Below are 16,233 nucleotides of genomic sequence, written 5' to 3' on the forward strand. Positions count from 1 at the left end.
GATCATGCTCACAATGAATTGTAAATATCTCTACCAGGTCTTTTGCGCTTGCGTATTGGCAGCTGCTCATAGCAACGCACAGCAAAAGCTGACCTTGCATAATGATCAGCTGGAACTGGAATGGAAGAAAGGCCATAAAGGCTACCAGCTGGTAAAGGCAGGTGCTAAGCAAACAACATTACCACAACCTTCGGGTGAATATACTGTACTGTACAGCGCCAATAAACCTGATACCGCTGCTTTACGGCAACAGGTAGATCAACGTGCTGCCAGCTTTCCGGAACCTATTTACAAATACCTCATCAAAAGATGGAGTGAGAACCTGGCGCCGGTGGCTATGAACACCGCAGGCAAGGCCATTCATTTTTATCCCGCTGCAGCCAAACAGCTCAACGCATCCGGTATAGCGTTCACTTACGCATCAGACACCCTGCAGCTCAGTGCCAACTGGCAGCTCGATCCCGCCTATCCGCAGGATATCACCGTAACGCTTACACTGAAAGCAAAGAAACCAGGCTATTATGCGATAGCTAGTCCCTCGCTGGCAGTGTTGCCGGAACAGGACCTGGATTGGGGCATGATCCCCGGCTATTTCCAGGGAAAGAAGCTGGCAACAGATTTGGTGAATAGCTACGCTTACGGCCAGGGCATTCCCAACCGGCCCATCATCGTAAGAGAGCGTACCGCCAGTACGCTCTGTCCCCTGCTGCGCAGCCGCAACGGCCTTACCCTCGCGGTAATACCTGCACCTGGTACAGGCCGCGATCCCTGGGAACAGGATCATAACACACATTCCGACTGGCAGCTGGGCCTCTCCCTAATGAACAGGAAAGGCGAACTAACGCCTACGGCCTATCACCCGGTATTGGGCCAACAGGATTCCTATATGAAGGAAGGAGAGGAGCGCACTTTCAGCTTCCGGTATTCGCTGCAGGCAGCCGATTGGTATAGCGTATACAAACATGCGATCTATGATGTCTACCGTTTCAAGGATTTCCTGGCGCTGAAACAAACGCAGCAGTCCTTAACAGACCGTGTGATGGAGATGCTGCATTATGTAAAGGCCGATAGTACTTCCCGCTGGCGCACCTTCTCTTATAAGGGTCTCGAAATGGGTGCGCAGGATTACCTGGGCGGCGTAGTAGGATCAGATAAAGATGCGATGAAGAATTCCGATTACGGCGCCATGTGGATGCTGGCCAGCATTACCGGCGATACTTTACTGGAACGCCGCCGCCTGCCCTATGTGCTTAATTTTAAACTGGCGCAGCAACAGGAGGAGCCCGGCTTTTTCCAGGGCGCTGTTACCGGGCAGTATTATCTTCGGAAAGGACGCCGTTTCACAGAAGAGTGGGGCCCTTATGTAGAGCCGATCGCGCTCACCTATTACGCCCTGGCAGATATGGGCAACGTGCTGCTGTTTGAGCCGGGTAACCAACCTTTGCGTGAACGCCTGCGCATGGGCGCCGATAAGCTGATGGAATGGCAACATGCAGATGGCCACTGGGAAGTAGCTTATGACCATAACAGTTCAAAGACCCTGTTTGAGGATTTGGAAGACCTGCGTCCTACCTTTTACGGACTGGTAGTAGCTTATCGCATACTCGGTGATAAGAAATACCTGGAAGCAGCACGGAAAGGCGCCGACTGGTTCATAAAAGCCGCTACTGCAAGAGGATATTTCCTCGGTGTATGCGGTGATGCAAGGTTCGTAGCTGATTTCGCCACCGGGCAAAGCGTACAGGCATTGCTGGATCTGCATGATTTAACCGGACAACAGAAATACCGGGAAGCAGCTATTACCACCGCCCGTATTTATACGGCCTCCGTTTATACACACCCGATCCCTTCACGTAAGCAAAAAACAGTGAAGGGCGAAACCAGGCAGGACTGGGAGATCAGCCAGGTAGGCCTCAGCTTTGAGCACGGCGGCAGCATAGGCTCTGCTACCGGGCAGGGGCCTATCTTACTGGCCAGCCATGCAGGCATGTTTGTACGTCTTTTTAAGCTCACACAGGATTCCCTGTTCCTCGATATGGCCCGGGCAGCCGCATGGGGCCGCGATGCTTTTGTTCACCAGCCCACCGGTGTAGCCTCTTACTACTGGAACACCATGAACGCTGGTGCAGGTCCTTACCCGCATCATGCCTGGTGGCAGATAGGCTGGATCACTGATTACCTGCTCTCAGAAGCAGAGCTGCGCAGCAAAGGTAATATCACTTTCCCCCGTGGCTTCATCACACCTAAGGTAGGCCCGCACCAATGTTACGGCTTTGCATCCGGCAAAATTTTCGGACGTATGGCAAAACTGTATATGCCCGACAGCATGCTGCAGGTGAGCGATCCGCAGGTGGACTATATCAGCATTGCCGATGATTTTACAAAGCAGTTATATGTAGTCTTACTGAATGATGATGACGAATCCCGGCAGACAGTAGTGCGCCTGAATACCCATAAAGTGATGCCCGGGGAACAGGTACGCGTTACCAGGAGCGTTATAAAGGATGAATCGGGAAAGCAGCAGGGATATGACCTGCCCTCCGGTAATACACAGGAGATCACTATTCCTGCTTACGGACTGCGGGTGCTGGCCATCGACTATGCGCGGATAGATACACAATATGTTGCCCGCCAGCATTGGGTATGCGTGAACCAGTCTGCTTACAATATCAATGCGCCCAAGCGCTTTACCGTACCTACTGCCGCCAATGAGCAGCTGCGCTTCTGGATCACGGAGAAGGACGGTACTAAGAAGTTGTTTGAAGGCGTAGCCGATCATGGTACCGGTGATTTCACCGCATTTCGTCCGGCTAAGGGGGGCACTTATGAGATCCATGTGGCTGATAGTAAACTGCCGGGTGCAACATCCTACCCATTTGAAATAGGGCCCTTTGCCATAGAAAAAGCGGCATTGCGGCCTTCTGTTGAATTTATGAACGATGCGCGCAGCATCGTAGCCACGCATCCTTCTGCCTATGGTGGATGTCCCTGGCGCGATGGTACTTTCTACTCTTACGAGATCCCTTCCCTGGTACTCATGTACCTTTCCAATCCCCTGAAGTACGAGGAGATGCCGGCTACTATTGATTATGCCGCTATGAAGCGTAAAGTGCTGGACACCGCCTTCCACCTGGTAAAGGCGCCTAATGATGAGGCTGCGCTGGCTACCGCACGCCGTTACTTCAATGAGATACCGCCCTTAACTGGAACGAATATACCTGATGTGATGTGGAACATTCACTGGGGCCTGGGATACTACCTGCTGAACCCGAAGACAGCCGATCCCAGTGATGTAAAGAAGGCACCGGAGCTGCATCCGCAAACCCTATCGCAGTTTGCCTACTTCCTGTATGCTTATCCTTACCTGAAAAAATGGTTCCCGGAAAGCTTATATAAACAGGCCCTGGAGTTCACCTTATCTCATTGGAAAGAAGCCGGACTGCTGGATATACGCCGCGAGATAGGCAACTCCAAAGGACGTTACGCGCCCGGCTTTTCTGTATTGCCTAACCTGCTGCTCTACGAAGTATGCAAACGTGAAGGCCTCCCTCATCCTGATGCATACATGCAGGCAGCTAAACAACAGGCAGGCTGGATCATTGATTCCCTGAACCTGCAGGATCCGCTCACAACAAAAGGCCAGCGCATGAGCGAACATGTACTGATGACAGGCCTTTCCTTCTACTGGCTGCATTATCGTGATAATGCACCACGTGGCTTACAGCAGAAGATCAACGAATGGGCGGATGTGGTGATCAAACGTTCTGATAACATGTGGGATTTCAGGCGCTATGATCTTGACAGCAACTGGACAGTGCCCGGTTATAATGAAGTAGGCAATGTAGCCGGCTTCCCTGCATCTGCCTTACAGGCCGCCGCTGTAGTGACGGATACCGCCGTGAAGCAGCGGCTCTTACAAATCGCCTTTGCACACTTTGATAACCTCTATGGGCGTAATCCCCTCAATGCGCATGCGGCGCATCATCCCGAGAAAGGCTTCCCCGAAGTGGAACAGGCTTTCCCTAAAGGCTTTCCCAATGATATATGCGCAAGGCTGGAACTGGCAAGAGGTGCGTTGAATTGTGTGCCGGGAACGGAAATGTATCCCTTTAACCCTTCAGGCAGCTATCGTCACCTGGAAGGATGGGTAAACCATAATACTGCCTGGAACGTGAGCCTGGCCATGCTGAACTGGTTTGACAACCAGCCCTTGCAGGCGGAACGGCAAAAAGGTTCCCTGCTCATACGCTGGCAGGCGCCTGTGAACTACAATGCCGCAGCGAAAGACAGTTTGCCGCTTACTGTATATGTGAATGGCGATGCCGTAGGTACGGTAATGTTAATGGAAGAAGGCAGTAACAGCCTTGCCTTTACTGGCAGCTTACCTATAGCAGGAGATGCTTTACAGATCAATCACGGTGTTGTTCCGCTTAAAAAAGGAGATACTATTAAACTGGGATACGGTTATGGCATCCTGGAAAAGGCTTTGATAATGCGCTTTTAAATAAAGCGCATTATTCAAACCTGTATCCTCTCAGGAATGATTCTACATCCATTTTCTTTTTGCCTTCCAGTTGTATTTCCTGCAATACCAGGTAGCCGTCCGGGGCGGCTATCTTCAGGAAGCTCTTCTGATCAGTCAGAGGCTGGCCGGGCGCTACAGATGGCGTTGTATATTCTTTATCAGCTTTGAAGATCTTCAGCTGTTTATCCTGCAGTGTGGTCCATGCAGTAGGATAGGGGCTAAGCCCTCTTACCAGGTTATAGATCTTCTCCAGTGGCTGTTCCCAGTTGATGCGGCAATCCTCTTTGAAGATCTTGGGTGCATGCTTGATCTGTGCCGGATCCAGCTCCGGTTGCGGTTTCTCTTCGGCAGTGCCCGTAGCAAGCGCGTTCACTGTCTTAAGCAATACCTGCGCGCCTGTTTGCATCAGGTCGTCATGCAGCTCGCCGGCCGTTTCATCTTCGCGTATATTCACTTGCGCATTGTAAAGAATATTACCGGTATCAATAGCATGCTGCAGCTTAAAGGTGGTCACGCCGCTTATTTTTTCGCCATTGATAATAGCCCAGTTAATAGGCGCTGCGCCGCGATAGTCGGGCAGCAGCGATGCGTGTACATTGATGGTGCCTAAAGGCGGCATATCCCACACTACTTCAGGCAGCATGCGGAATGCTACCACTACCTGCAGGTCTGCTTTCAGCGCCCGCAGCTCCTCCAGGAATTCAGGATTTTTGAGCTTTTCAGGCTGCAATACTTTCAGTCCTTTAGACACCGCATATTTCTTTACGGCGCTTTCCTGCAGCTGTAATCCCCGGCCTGCAGGCTTATCCGGAGCTGTGATCACGCCCACAACATCATAGCCATGCTGTACAAGTATATCCAGTGAAGCAACTGCAAAATCGGGCGTTCCCATGAACACAATACGCATCGGTAAAGAATTAATAATTAATGATTAAAAATTAATAATTAATTAAACGAATAAATAAAATAACAGAGCACAAATGTATGACTACGATATTACTTTCCGGCTATTATTGCTTGCTGGTATTATTAATTATTCACTATTCATTATTAATTTAAAGGGGGTAAAGTAAATATTTTTTTCGGAGCGTTTTAAAGCGGCTCAATGCTGGTTCCCAGCTTTGTCTTATTTCCTGCTCGCTTTTTCCCTCTTTTATCTGCTGCATCAGCGTACTGTTGCCAGCCAGTTTATTAAAGAAGGGCGTAAAAAATTTATCTTTCTCCGGGTACAGCCGATAAGCCTGAATCACCCATTTCAGCTGCAGGTGGTTTCCTGTTTGCTGCAATACGCTTTTGGCATCGCCGGAAAGGTCATAGCCATAACACTGCTGGTCTTTCAGGGGCGGCTCTTTGGCGCCAGGCATGCTACGCGGCGTGAATGTATAAAGGTCTTTCGGAAAAAGCGGGCTGCCAAACACCTGGAAAGGCTTATCTGTTCCACGGCCCAGGCTCAGCGCCGTGCCTTCAAACAGGCAGATGGAAGGATACAGGTAAATGGAAGCCATATTCGGCAGGTTCGGTGAAGGCCTTACCGGCAGCTCATAAAAGGTATGATGGTTGTATCGCAGACATGGGATCACGGTTAATTCGCAGCGCAGGCCATTGCTCAGCCATTTTTCACCATTCAGCATACGGGCATATTCACCTACGGTCATGCCATGCACCAACGGAACAGGCTGCATGCCTACAAAGGAACGGAACGCGGTATCCAGCACCGGCCCATCTACATAATGCCCGTTGGGATTCGGACGGTCCAGTACGATCAATGGTTTGTTGTTCTCCGCGGCAGACTCCATCAGCTCCTGCAGGGATGAGATGTAGGTGTAGAAACGTGTGCCTACATCCTGTATATCATAGATCAATATATCTACATCGTGGAGGTCGGCGGCATCTGCTTTACGATGTTTGCCATAAAGAGAAACAATAGGCAGCCCGGTACGTTCATCCACACTGTTGCCTATTTTTTCGCCGGCGTCGGCATTACCACGGAAGCCATGCTCGGGGCTGAATATCTTTTGGATCTTTATGTGCAGCTTTAGCAGGGAATCTACCAGGTGCGTTGTTCCAATAGTGGCGGTTTGATTCACCAGCAGCGCCACTCTTTTATTTTTTAACAAAGGCAGATATGTTTCGGTCCTGGCCGCTCCTGTGATCACAGGCGTTTGTCCGTAAGCAAGTTGTAAAGAGAGCAGAAACACGCTCAGCAATTGAATAAACCGGTACATGGCCGTAAAAATACGGATTGCTGAGTTTGTGCGCCTTGATCTTTTTTCCTTACTTTGCAGTAGACATCTAATGTTAACAATTAACAATTTTTATTATGCAAACAGTTAAAAACGGGGATACAGTGCGCGTGCATTATCACGGCCGTTTGACCAACGGGAACACTTTCGACTCCTCTGAAGGAAGAGAGCCGCTCGAGTTCCAGGTGGGCGCCGGTATGGTGATCAAAGGCTTCGATAACGGCGTACTGGACATGCAGGTGGGTGATAAAAAGACGGTGCAAATCCCTGTGGATCAGGCATATGGTCCCAAAAACGAAGAGCTGATCATGGACTTCCCCAAAGCGAATATCCCTGCTGATCTGAACCCTGAAGTGGGTATGGACCTGCAGATGAGCAATGCCCAGGGCCAGGTATTCCCCGTAAAGGTGGCAGCCGTTGGCACCGAGTTTATCACGCTGGACGCTAACCATCCGCTGGCAGGCGAAGAGCTGGTATTTGACATCGAGCTGGTGGAAATCAAATAATTAATAATGAAGAATGAATAATTAATAATCCCAATACAAGTGTCAGGAAAGATACAAGTATTGGGATTATTAATTATTCATTTTTAATTCACGCCCCCTCCTCCGGCGGCAATACAATCGCTGTTGGCCGCTTCTGATCATCAATAGCCACAAAGGCAAAAGTGCCCTCGATTGCTTTCTCGCGATGATTGGAATACATCTGCTCCACATATACTGTTACCCTCACTTTTAAACTGGTCGTTCCTACCTGTGTCACTTCCCCAATAAGCTCTATGATAGTACCGTGAGGAATAGGCTTCTTAAAATCTATACGGTCGCTGGATACCGTCACCACGCGCATACGGCTGAAACGGGTAGCGGTAATAAAAGCCACTTCATCCATCAGCTGCATGGCGGTGCCGCCAAACATGGTATCGTAATGATTAACGGTATTGGGAAATACGGCTTTATAGATGCGGGTAACGGACCTCGCAATTTGCTTTTCGTAGCTCATCATACTTATCGCTTTCCAAATAAAGAGAATATCTGCTGCAGGCGTTGCTTGAATTGATCCTGCCTGTAAATTGATTTCATGTGCTGCAGGCAATCTGCACAAAGGCAGCCGCTGAAGCGTTCGTTTATATATTGCCGTTCGTCCTCCGAGAGCGATACTGCCTGGCACTGGCATTGCAGCACATTGCCCACACGGCATTCAAATATGGTTTTGCAACGGGGGCAGTGTACTGTTTCGTGAGAAGGCATGTTAATAGCTTTTAGCTGTCAGCAATTGGCTTTTAGCATTGACGATTCACGAAGTTAAGAAAAAGGGAGATGATCAGATGATCTCCCCCTGTGGTTGTCTATATGGTCAGGATACGGTAGTCTTGGCCGTGGCCCGCAGCTGTTGGGCAGCAGCCACCATGTTACGCAGGGCCTGTTCTGTTTCCGGCCATTTGCGGGTTTTAAGGCCGCAATCCGGGTTCACCCAGATGTTGCGCGCTGGCAGCAGCTGCACCGCTTTTTCCAGCAGAGCCGTCATTTCATCAATAGTGGGTACCCGCGGTGAATGAATATCGTATACACCGGGTCCCGTTTCATTGGGATAACGGAAAGCAGCAAACGCTTCCAGCAGCTCCATCTGCGAACGGGAGGTTTCGATGGTAATCACATCTGCATCCATAGCGGCAATGCTGTCAATGATGTCATTGAATTCTGCATAGCACATATGTGTGTGGATCTGTGTTTGGTCTTTTACACAGCATACGGCTACACGAAAAGCCCGCACGGCCCAGTCAAGATACTCCTGCCATTGCGCTTTGCGCAGGGGCAGCCCTTCACGTACCGCAGGCTCATCCACCTGTATTACTTTAATCCCCGCCTTTTCCAGGTCCTGTACCTCATCCCGGATAGCGAGCGCTATCTGCAGGGCAGTAGCTGAACGGGGCTGGTCATCCCGTACAAAAGACCATTGCAGGATGGTTACCGGCCCGGTAAGCATGCCCTTCATGGGCTTGCGGGTAAGCGATTGCGCAAAGCTGCTCCAGTCTACCGTCATCGGCTGGCTGCGCTGTACATCGCCATAGATCACCGGCGGCTTCACACAGCGGGAGCCATAGCTCTGTACCCAACCATTCTGCGTGAACACAAAACCTTCCAGCTGTTCACCGAAATATTCCACCATATCATTGCGCTCAAACTCTCCATGTACCAATACGTCCAGGCCCAGGCCTTCCTGCCATTTCACAGCTTCCGCAATGGCTTTGCGGATCGCGGTATCATACTGGCCATTGGTGATGATACCCTTTTTCAGATCGGCACGCAGTTTCCTGATCTCTTCTGTCTGTGGGAAGGAACCGATCGTAGTGGTGGGGAACAAGGGTAACTGCAACAGGGCTTCCTGCGCCTGTTGGCGGATGGGAAATGGATGAAGGCGGCTGGCATCGGCTTCGGTCAGTGCTTTTACCCTGGCTTTTACAGCGGGTTTGTGCACGATCGACGCAGTACTTTTTTCGTGCAGGCATGCACGGTTGGCGTCCAGTAAGGCCTTATTACCGGCCAGGATCTCTTTTAGTTCGGTCAGTTCCTGTACTTTCTGCCGGGCAAAGGCCATCCAGCTTTTGATCTGTGGTGTCAGTACCTGCTCGTCTGTTTCCAGGGCAAGATCATAGGGGGAGTGCAGCAGGGAACAGGAGGTAGCCAGCAGCACACGCTCTTCTCCAATGGCGTCTACAGCTTTTTGTACCAGCTGGAGTGATTGTTCATAATTATTCTTCCAGATGTTACGGCCATTGATCACGCCAAGCGACAGCTGCAGGTGTTGGGGCAGCGCAGCCAGTATGGCGTCCAGCTGCTCTGGCGCGCGTACCAGGTCTATATGCAGGGCTTGCACCGGTAGTTCCAGCGTCAGCATGGCATTTTCCTGCAGGCTACCGAAATAAGTGGCCAGCAATAGCTGCAGGCCGGGTACGGCGGCATGGATCTTCGTATAGGCATATTGGTAAAGCCGCAGTTGTTCAGGCGTAAGGTCCAGCACCAGGCAGGGCTCATCCAGCTGTACCCAGGTGGCGCCTGCCTGCTGCAGGTTTTTCAGCAGTTGTATGTATACAGGCAGCAGCTGGTTAAGCAGCTCGCCGGGACGCAGGCGCTCCTCCTTGATTTTGCCCAGCAGCAGGAAGCTCATAGGGCCTACTAGCACCGGTTTGGTATGTATGCCCAGTGAAAGGGCCTCTTTAAATTCCTCGGTGCATTTATCATGCAACACCCTGAACTGCTGGCTGCCGTCAAATTCAGGCACCAGGTAGTGATAGTTGGTATCAAACCATTTGGTCATTTCCATGGCGGTAATATCCAGCCCGTTCTTCTGGTAACCGCGGGCCATCGCGAAATACAGTTCGGGGCTTGCAGCGCTGGCCAGCTTGTCTTTCAGCGCCTGAAAACGTGCAGGAATAGCGCCGGTCATCAGGCACATATCCAATACCTGGTCGTACAGCGAGAAGTCATTGGAAGGAATCAGGTCAATACCTGCCTGCTGAAGGGTTTCCCAGTGCTGGCGGCGCAGCTGCCTGGCGGTGAGCTGTAATTTTTCGAGCGACATTTTGCCTGCCCAATAGGCTTCGCAGGCTTTCTTCAGTTCACGGTGGCTACCAATACGCGGGTAACCAAGAACATTGGTTTGCATACTTGCAATGTTTTAGAAGTGAAAAATGTAGCGCGGAAAAGGAGCTCACAGTTGTCAGTTGTCAGTTGTCAGTTGATAGTTGTTGAAGACCAATGTCAATCACTGGCAACCGTCAACTGACAACTAATTGTATTTCCTTTTTCCGCGAAGGCATACATCTCAGGTGTATTTTCCTATGCAAACCTAGAATGATAGAAAGAATAAATAGCCAAATTGAAATTATTTGGATTTTTATATCAAAAATGAGCTGTAAAACGGAATGATATTCTATTTTTATTAGCATAGGGACAGCAAAAAAGAAAATCTTACGTTTGCAGATGTTTTCAAATTATCAATATACTGTCACTGAACGCTTTCTGCGTTACGCTCAGATCGATACACAATCGGATCCGCTGAGCGATTCCTTTCCATCCACCGCCAAACAAAAAGACCTGGGCCGCTTATTGGTACAGGAATTGCAGGCCATAGGCATCGCCGATGCGGAGCTGGATGAACATGGATATGTATATGCCACCATTCCGGCCAATACAGACAAGCCGGTACCAGTGATCTGCCTTTGTGCGCACATGGACACTTCCAGTGATTGCAGCGGCGCCAACGTAAAACCGCTCATTCACCATAAATATGATGGAAGCGATATTGTGCTGCCGGATGATCCTTCACAGGTGATACGTGCTGCAGAACATCCCTACCTGCAGGGAAAGATAGGGGACGATATCATTACCGCCAGCGGTACTACCTTGCTGGGCGCCGATAACAAGGCCGGTGTAGCAGCCATTATGGATGCGGCCCATTTCCTGCTAAAACATCCCAACATCAGGCATGGCGCTATCCGCATCCTGTTTACGCCCGATGAAGAAGTAGGACGGGGCGTGGAAAAGCTGGATATGCAAAAACTGGGCGCGCAGTATGGTTATACACTCGATGGGGGAGAACTGGGCTCGCTGGAGGATGAGACCTTTTCTGCAGACGCAGCAAGGATCACCATCCAGGGAGTAGGCATACACCCGGGCACCGCAAAAGGTAAACTGGTGAGCGCCATCAAGATAGCTGCGGAGATAGTAGCGGCCTTGCCCGCCAACAGCCTGTCGCCCGAAACTACTGAAGGGCGCGAAGGTTTTGTTCACCCCGTACGCATACAGGGAACCGTGGAAAGCGCGGAGATCGATTTTATCGTTCGCGATTTTGTTACCGCACAACTGGAAGCGCATGAACAAGTGCTGCGCAGCATCATGCAAACAGTGCTGCAGCGCCATCCGCAGGCCAGCGCCGCTATGAAGGTAACGCCGCAGTACCGTAACATGAAAGAGATCCTGGATCAACACCCACAGGTATGCGCCTATGCAGAAGAAGCTATCCGCCGCGCCGGTGTGGAACCGCTGAAAATGATTATTCGCGGCGGTACAGACGGATCACGCCTGTCCTTTATGGGCCTGCCCTGCCCCAACGTCTTTACCGGCGAAATGGCCCTGCACAGCAAGCACGAATATGTGAGCATCCAGGACATGCAAAAGGCTGTTCAAACGATTGTACACCTGGTGCAGGTATGGGAAGAGAAGTCATAAGTCGTAAGTCATAAGTCATAAGTCGGGGAAATATTCGCGTAAATCACTTACGACTTACGACTAATGACTTACGACAATAATAAATATTAGTTCCTTTCCGTTTTTACATTAACTTATTGTACCTTAATTTAATACTTTTGCAAGGTTTAAAATTTTAGACATGCTATTCGGACTTGTTACATTACTGCAGGATTCCTTGTTGTTGCCAAAGGCGGATACCGTGGCTGCGGGCGTCAATGCTGCCGCCACTGCCGCTGATCAGCACATTAACCTGCTGGACCTGTTGATGAAAGGCGGTGTGTTAATGATTCCACTGGGTATTCTTTCCGTGATAGCGGTATTTGTGTTTGTAGAGCGATATATTACGGTAGCGAAAGCAGGCAACCTGCCGGATAACTTCATGCCGATGATCCGTGACTACATCACCATCGGTAATATCGCCGCTGCCCGCTCCATTGCGAAGAACACCAACAACCCCGCTGCCCGCATGATCGATAAGGGCATTCAACGCATAGGCAAGCCGATCGAGAATATAGAAAAGTCCATGGAGAATGTAGGTAAGCTGGAAATATACAAGATGGAGAAGAACCTCACCATTCTCTCTATTATCTCCGGTATCGCGCCGATGTTCGGCTTCCTGGGTACCATCGCCGGTATGATCCAGACCTTCTTCAACATCTCCATCACGTCTGATATTACCCTGGGCACCATTGCCGGCGGTATCTATGTAAAGATGATCACTTCTGCCAGCGGCCTTATTATCGGTATCGTGGCTTATATCGGCTATAGCTTCCTGAACGCGCAGATAGATAAGGTGATCAATAAAATGGAAGGAGCCTCCGCAGAGTTTATTGATATTTTACAGGAGCCTACTAAATAGAGCATCTCATGAATTTGCGCAACAGAAGAGGCAAACGCCAGGTAGAGCTGCATAACTCAGCATTGAATGACATCCTGTTCATCCTGCTGCTGTTCTTCCTCATTGTATCCACCCTGGCCAATCCTAATGTAATAAAGCTTACCCTGCCCAAAGCCAAAAGCAATACCAAGGCTAAACAAACAGTAGTAGTAAGCATCAATGATAAACGGGAATTCTTCATCGGCACCAACAAAGTGCCCTTTGAAAGCCTGAAAGCGAAGCTGGCGCCATCCATCGCCCGCGAAAATGTAGATCCTACCATCGTGATCAACGCAGAGAAATCAGTACCTGTAGAAGATATTGTGCGGGTAATGGAACTGGCGCGCGAGATAGGTGCCAAGGTGGTACTGGCAACGGCTAATCCGCAGCGGAAGGGATAAACGCCGCCTTCACCATCCTGTCTTTTCCAAATATATCCTGCTTCAGCGTTACATCTTTGTATCCTGCTGTTTTCAACAATTCCACCACCTCATTGCCTAAAGCCTCATTGATCTCGAAATACAGGTAGCCGCCTTTCACCAGCTTATGCTTTGCCAACACCGCTATCACCCGGTAGAACAATAAGGCATCTTCATCCGGTACAAACAAGGCCAAGGACGGCTCATACGCCAATACCTGCTGCTGCATCGCGGTACGCTCGCTTTGCTTGATATAAGGGGGATTGCTCACTATAATATCAAAAAAAGGCAATACAGCTGTCGCCCCTTCATCCAGCACATTCACCTGTTCAAAGCGCACCTCCAGCTCCTGCCGCAATGCATTCGCCTTTGCAGTTTCCAGCGCCCCAACGCTTACGTCAATGCCCCACACACTGGCCGCCGGTAATTCCTTCTTCAGCGCCAGCGGAATGCACCCGCTGCCCGTTCCGATATCCAGCATTCTCATATCTGAGGATCCATCCATCCGCACATCATTCACGATCCACTCCACCAGCTCCTCCGTTTCCGGGCGGGGTATCAGCACCTGCGGGTTCACCATCAGCTCCATGCCATAGAACCAGGCAGTGCCCGTTACATATTGTACCGGTTGCTGTTCCAGTAAGGCCGCTACGGCCTGTTCCAGCTGCGCCTGTTGACTGGGTTCCAGCGTCCTGTCCTTGTAAATAATGCGGTCCAGCTTACTGAGCCCGGTAATGTGCTCCACCACCAAATGAGCGATGTTAGCAGCCTCCCGGGGCTCATACAAGGGGGCTATGGCCTGGGTAATATAGGTAAATGCGGATTGTATGTTCATGCAATGATCTGAAAATGATATTTTTGCAAAACTATATAACGTTCCTCGCATGAACAGTATCCAGGATGAATTTTTTATGCAACGCTGTCTGCAGCTGGCGCAGCTGGGCGCCGGGCGCGTAGCGCCTAACCCCATGGTGGGCGCTGTGCTGGTGCACCAGGGCCGTATCATAGGAGAGGGCTACCACCGCCAGTACGGCCAGGCGCATGCAGAAGTGGACTGTGTACAGCGGGTGGCGGAAGAAGATCGTCCGCTGATCCCCAGGGCTACCATGTATGTAAGCCTGGAGCCCTGCGCACATTACGGCAAAACGCCGCCCTGCGCAGATATGATCGTGCAGCAGCAGATCCCCAAAGTGGTGATAGGCTGTACCGACAGCTTCTCCGAAGTAAGCGGCAAAGGCATTGAAAAACTGCAGAAGGCGGGTGTAGATGTAAGCGTCGGCATGCTGGAAAGGGCGTCCCGTGAGCTCAACAGGCGTTTCTTTACCTTCCATGAAAAGAAACGGCCTTATATTGTGCTCAAATGGGCGCAGTGCCCTGCAGGCTTTATGGCTACGCTCACCGGTGAGCCGGTACGCCTGTCTAACCAATACAGCGACCGGCTGGTACACCGCTGGCGCAGCGAAGAAATGTCAATTTTGGTAGGCACCAATACAGCGCTGACAGATGATCCGCAGCTGACCACCCGCCTCTGGCCGGGCAAAAGTCCCCTGCGGCTGGTAATAGACCGTGAGCTGAAAACGCCCCGCCACTATCGCCTCTGGGACAATAGCGTGCCCACCTGGTTCTTTACAGAAAAAGAGGCGACGGTAGATGGACAAACGGAGACCGTGCAGCTAGACTTCAGGCAGCCCTTGCTGCCCCAGTTAATGGAACGCTTATACGAAAGGAATATCACCAGCGTAATGGTAGAAGGCGGCGCCTATGTACTGCAGCGTTTTATAGAAGCGGGCCTCTGGGACGAAGCCCGGGTAATTAACGGTACTACCACCATCCTCCCCGAAGGACAAAAAGCACCGGTACTGCCCCGCGCATTATTAATTGACGAAACAACCCTGGAAGGGGACAGAATATCATATTACAGGAACATTACATAATGGAAGTATACTTTACTATTGAAAAGACAGCTACTGCAGAATACAAGGACAGAGGAAGTAAATTCCTGGCATATGCCTTTCCTGTTAAAACTACAGACGAAGTAAAAGAACGTCTGCAGGAAGTGAAGAAAGAGCACCCCAAAGCCACCCACCATTGCCTGGCTTACCGCCTGGGCACAGACGGCCTGCAATTCCGCGCCAGCGACGATGGAGAGCCTTCCGGTACTGCAGGTAAACCTATACTTGGACAAATAGACAGCAAACAGCTCACCGATGTACTGGTAATAGTGGTCCGCTATTTTGGCGGCACCCTGCTCGGAGCGCCGGGCCTTATCAACGCCTATAAAACAGCTACCGCCCTGGTGCTGCAGCTGATCCCCGCCGTGCAAAAGAATATAGAAGCAAAATATACCCTCTCCTTTGATTATACCATCCTGAATGAAGTGATGATGGTAGTGAAACAGCACAACTGTACCGTGCTTTCTCAGGAGCTGCAGCTGTTCTGCAATATGCAGATCGGGATCCCCAAAGCAGGCAGCGAACTTTGCCTGTTGCGGCTGAAAGAGATCTATGGACTCGAGATCCGGGAGCTTAAAAAAGCCGTAAAGTAAAGAACAGATATATAGCCCTTACCGTGGTTTTCCAATTCCCGCACGCAGTATTGATGTGTCGCCGGGATGGATAAGGCTTCACATGCTTATACACAGATTGAGATAGTATAGGACAGTTGCCCTGATATTTTATGCTAATTTAACTTCATCTTCGATAGGACGTACTCAGAAGGAGCGCCACCTCCTGTTATTATTGAACAAAAACTTATTCCTCGTTATGTTGAAAAGGTATCACCACTATCATAATCATCATGCATACCGCTAGCATCCGTGCGTAGCTGATATAATATTACTGAATGTCTGCGTGCTGCCTCCGTTCGTATAACGGAAGGCCCGGATAGTGCTTTGCATTTATCCATTACTCATTGCTAAATC

Annotated in this window: 13 protein-coding genes; 7 read left to right on the forward strand and 6 right to left on the reverse strand. The window is 50.4% G+C overall.

Translation table 11 applies throughout. From position 1 onward, the window contains the following. Positions 1-4: 4 nt before the first annotated feature. Positions 5-4,504: a hypothetical protein gene (locus ACR9Y8_RS24625; RefSeq protein WP_481215909.1), complete on the forward strand. Its 4,500-nt coding sequence runs from the start codon at positions 5-7 to the stop codon at positions 4,502-4,504. 10 nt (positions 4,505-4,514) lie between these two features. Here the strand turns inward: ACR9Y8_RS24625 and fmt are convergent, their stop codons facing one another. Then, positions 4,515-5,432 (reverse strand): methionyl-tRNA formyltransferase, encoded by a 918-nt coding sequence (gene fmt / locus ACR9Y8_RS24630; RefSeq protein WP_481215910.1) that lies wholly within the window; start codon positions 5,430-5,432, stop codon positions 4,515-4,517. A 148-nt stretch (positions 5,433-5,580) separates the two neighbouring features. Further along, a complete protein-coding gene (locus tag ACR9Y8_RS24635; protein ID WP_481215911.1) occupies positions 5,581-6,750 on the reverse strand; it encodes an exo-beta-N-acetylmuramidase NamZ family protein in 1,170 nt (389 codons plus the stop codon). Between the two features lie 95 nt (positions 6,751-6,845). On the opposite strand from ACR9Y8_RS24635, the gene ACR9Y8_RS24640 reads away from it, so the two are divergent. Next, positions 6,846-7,274 carry an FKBP-type peptidyl-prolyl cis-trans isomerase gene (locus ACR9Y8_RS24640; RefSeq protein ID WP_298732614.1) on the forward strand — a complete coding sequence of 143 codons (429 nt, stop codon included), beginning with the start codon at positions 6,846-6,848 and terminating at the stop codon, positions 7,272-7,274. Between the two features lie 88 nt (positions 7,275-7,362). Here ACR9Y8_RS24640 and ACR9Y8_RS24645 read toward each other — a convergent pair whose 3' ends face one another. The 3 genes from ACR9Y8_RS24645 to metE all read right to left on the reverse strand — a co-directional run bounded on the left by ACR9Y8_RS24645 (position 7,363) and on the right by metE (position 10,431). Next, positions 7,363-7,770 carry an acyl-CoA thioesterase gene (locus tag ACR9Y8_RS24645; protein WP_481215912.1) on the reverse strand — a complete coding sequence of 136 codons (408 nt, stop codon included), beginning with the start codon at positions 7,768-7,770 and terminating at the stop codon, positions 7,363-7,365. A 2-nt stretch (positions 7,771-7,772) separates the two neighbouring features. Beyond that, a complete protein-coding gene (locus ACR9Y8_RS24650) occupies positions 7,773-8,015 on the reverse strand; it encodes a cysteine-rich CWC family protein (protein WP_481215913.1) in 243 nt (80 codons plus the stop codon). A gap of 106 nt (positions 8,016-8,121) precedes the next feature. After that, on the reverse strand, positions 8,122-10,431 hold the full coding sequence (metE, locus tag ACR9Y8_RS24655) for a 5-methyltetrahydropteroyltriglutamate--homocysteine S-methyltransferase (protein WP_481215914.1): 2,310 nt from the start codon (positions 10,429-10,431) through the stop codon (positions 8,122-8,124). Positions 10,432-10,748: 317 nt separating this feature from the next. Here metE and pepT point away from each other — a divergent pair, with 317 nt between their 5' ends. The 3 genes from pepT to ACR9Y8_RS24670 all read left to right on the forward strand — a co-directional run bounded on the left by pepT (position 10,749) and on the right by ACR9Y8_RS24670 (position 13,295). Then, the gene (gene pepT / locus ACR9Y8_RS24660; protein WP_481215915.1) at positions 10,749-11,996 is read left to right on the forward strand and encodes a peptidase T; all 1,248 of its coding nucleotides are present in this window, start codon (positions 10,749-10,751) and stop codon (positions 11,994-11,996) included. 160 nt (positions 11,997-12,156) lie between these two features. After that, entirely contained in the window at positions 12,157-12,876 is a 720-nt protein-coding gene (locus ACR9Y8_RS24665; RefSeq protein WP_481215916.1) for a MotA/TolQ/ExbB proton channel family protein, read from the forward strand. Between the two features lie 8 nt (positions 12,877-12,884). Next, positions 12,885-13,295, forward strand: a complete 411-nt coding sequence (locus tag ACR9Y8_RS24670; RefSeq protein ID WP_481215917.1) for an ExbD/TolR family protein — start codon at positions 12,885-12,887, stop codon at positions 13,293-13,295. On the opposite strand, the gene prmC is transcribed toward ACR9Y8_RS24670, so the two are convergent. Next, positions 13,273-14,148, reverse strand: coding sequence for a peptide chain release factor N(5)-glutamine methyltransferase (gene prmC, locus ACR9Y8_RS24675; RefSeq protein WP_481215918.1), 876 nt, complete (start codon positions 14,146-14,148; stop codon positions 13,273-13,275). The two genes, ACR9Y8_RS24670 and prmC, sit on opposite strands and share 23 nt — an antisense overlap. 49 nt (positions 14,149-14,197) lie before the next feature. On the opposite strand from prmC, the gene ribD reads away from it, so the two are divergent. Beyond that, the gene (gene ribD / locus ACR9Y8_RS24680; RefSeq protein ID WP_481215919.1) at positions 14,198-15,247 is read left to right on the forward strand and encodes a bifunctional diaminohydroxyphosphoribosylaminopyrimidine deaminase/5-amino-6-(5-phosphoribosylamino)uracil reductase RibD; all 1,050 of its coding nucleotides are present in this window, start codon (positions 14,198-14,200) and stop codon (positions 15,245-15,247) included. Then, positions 15,247-15,858, forward strand: a complete 612-nt coding sequence (locus ACR9Y8_RS24685; RefSeq protein ID WP_481215920.1) for an IMPACT family protein — start codon at positions 15,247-15,249, stop codon at positions 15,856-15,858. Before ribD ends, ACR9Y8_RS24685 begins: the two co-directional genes overlap by 1 nt. The last annotated feature ends 375 nt before the right edge of the window (positions 15,859-16,233 follow it).

This window comes from Chitinophaga sp. SVR4-12A (genome assembly GCF_056754765.1).

Coding starts and splice junctions, on each gene's coding strand:
- ACR9Y8_RS24640 (WP_298732614.1), top strand. CDS start 6,846: ATGCAAACAGTTAAAAACGGGGATACAGTGCGCGTGCATTATCACGGC.
- ACR9Y8_RS24650 (WP_481215913.1), bottom strand. CDS start 8,015: ATGCCTTCTCACGAAACAGTACACTGCCCCCGTTGCAAAACCATATTT.
- ribD (WP_481215919.1), top strand. CDS start 14,198: ATGAACAGTATCCAGGATGAATTTTTTATGCAACGCTGTCTGCAGCTG.
- pepT (WP_481215915.1), top strand. CDS start 10,749: ATGTTTTCAAATTATCAATATACTGTCACTGAACGCTTTCTGCGTTAC.
- prmC (WP_481215918.1), bottom strand. CDS start 14,148: ATGAACATACAATCCGCATTTACCTATATTACCCAGGCCATAGCCCCC.
- ACR9Y8_RS24635 (WP_481215911.1), bottom strand. CDS start 6,750: ATGTACCGGTTTATTCAATTGCTGAGCGTGTTTCTGCTCTCTTTACAA.
- metE (WP_481215914.1), bottom strand. CDS start 10,431: ATGCAAACCAATGTTCTTGGTTACCCGCGTATTGGTAGCCACCGTGAA.
- ACR9Y8_RS24625 (WP_481215909.1), top strand. CDS start 5: ATGCTCACAATGAATTGTAAATATCTCTACCAGGTCTTTTGCGCTTGC.
- ACR9Y8_RS24665 (WP_481215916.1), top strand. CDS start 12,157: ATGCTATTCGGACTTGTTACATTACTGCAGGATTCCTTGTTGTTGCCA.
- ACR9Y8_RS24645 (WP_481215912.1), bottom strand. CDS start 7,770: ATGATGAGCTACGAAAAGCAAATTGCGAGGTCCGTTACCCGCATCTAT.
- fmt (WP_481215910.1), bottom strand. CDS start 5,432: ATGCGTATTGTGTTCATGGGAACGCCCGATTTTGCAGTTGCTTCACTG.
- ACR9Y8_RS24685 (WP_481215920.1), top strand. CDS start 15,247: ATGGAAGTATACTTTACTATTGAAAAGACAGCTACTGCAGAATACAAG.
- ACR9Y8_RS24670 (WP_481215917.1), top strand. CDS start 12,885: ATGAATTTGCGCAACAGAAGAGGCAAACGCCAGGTAGAGCTGCATAAC.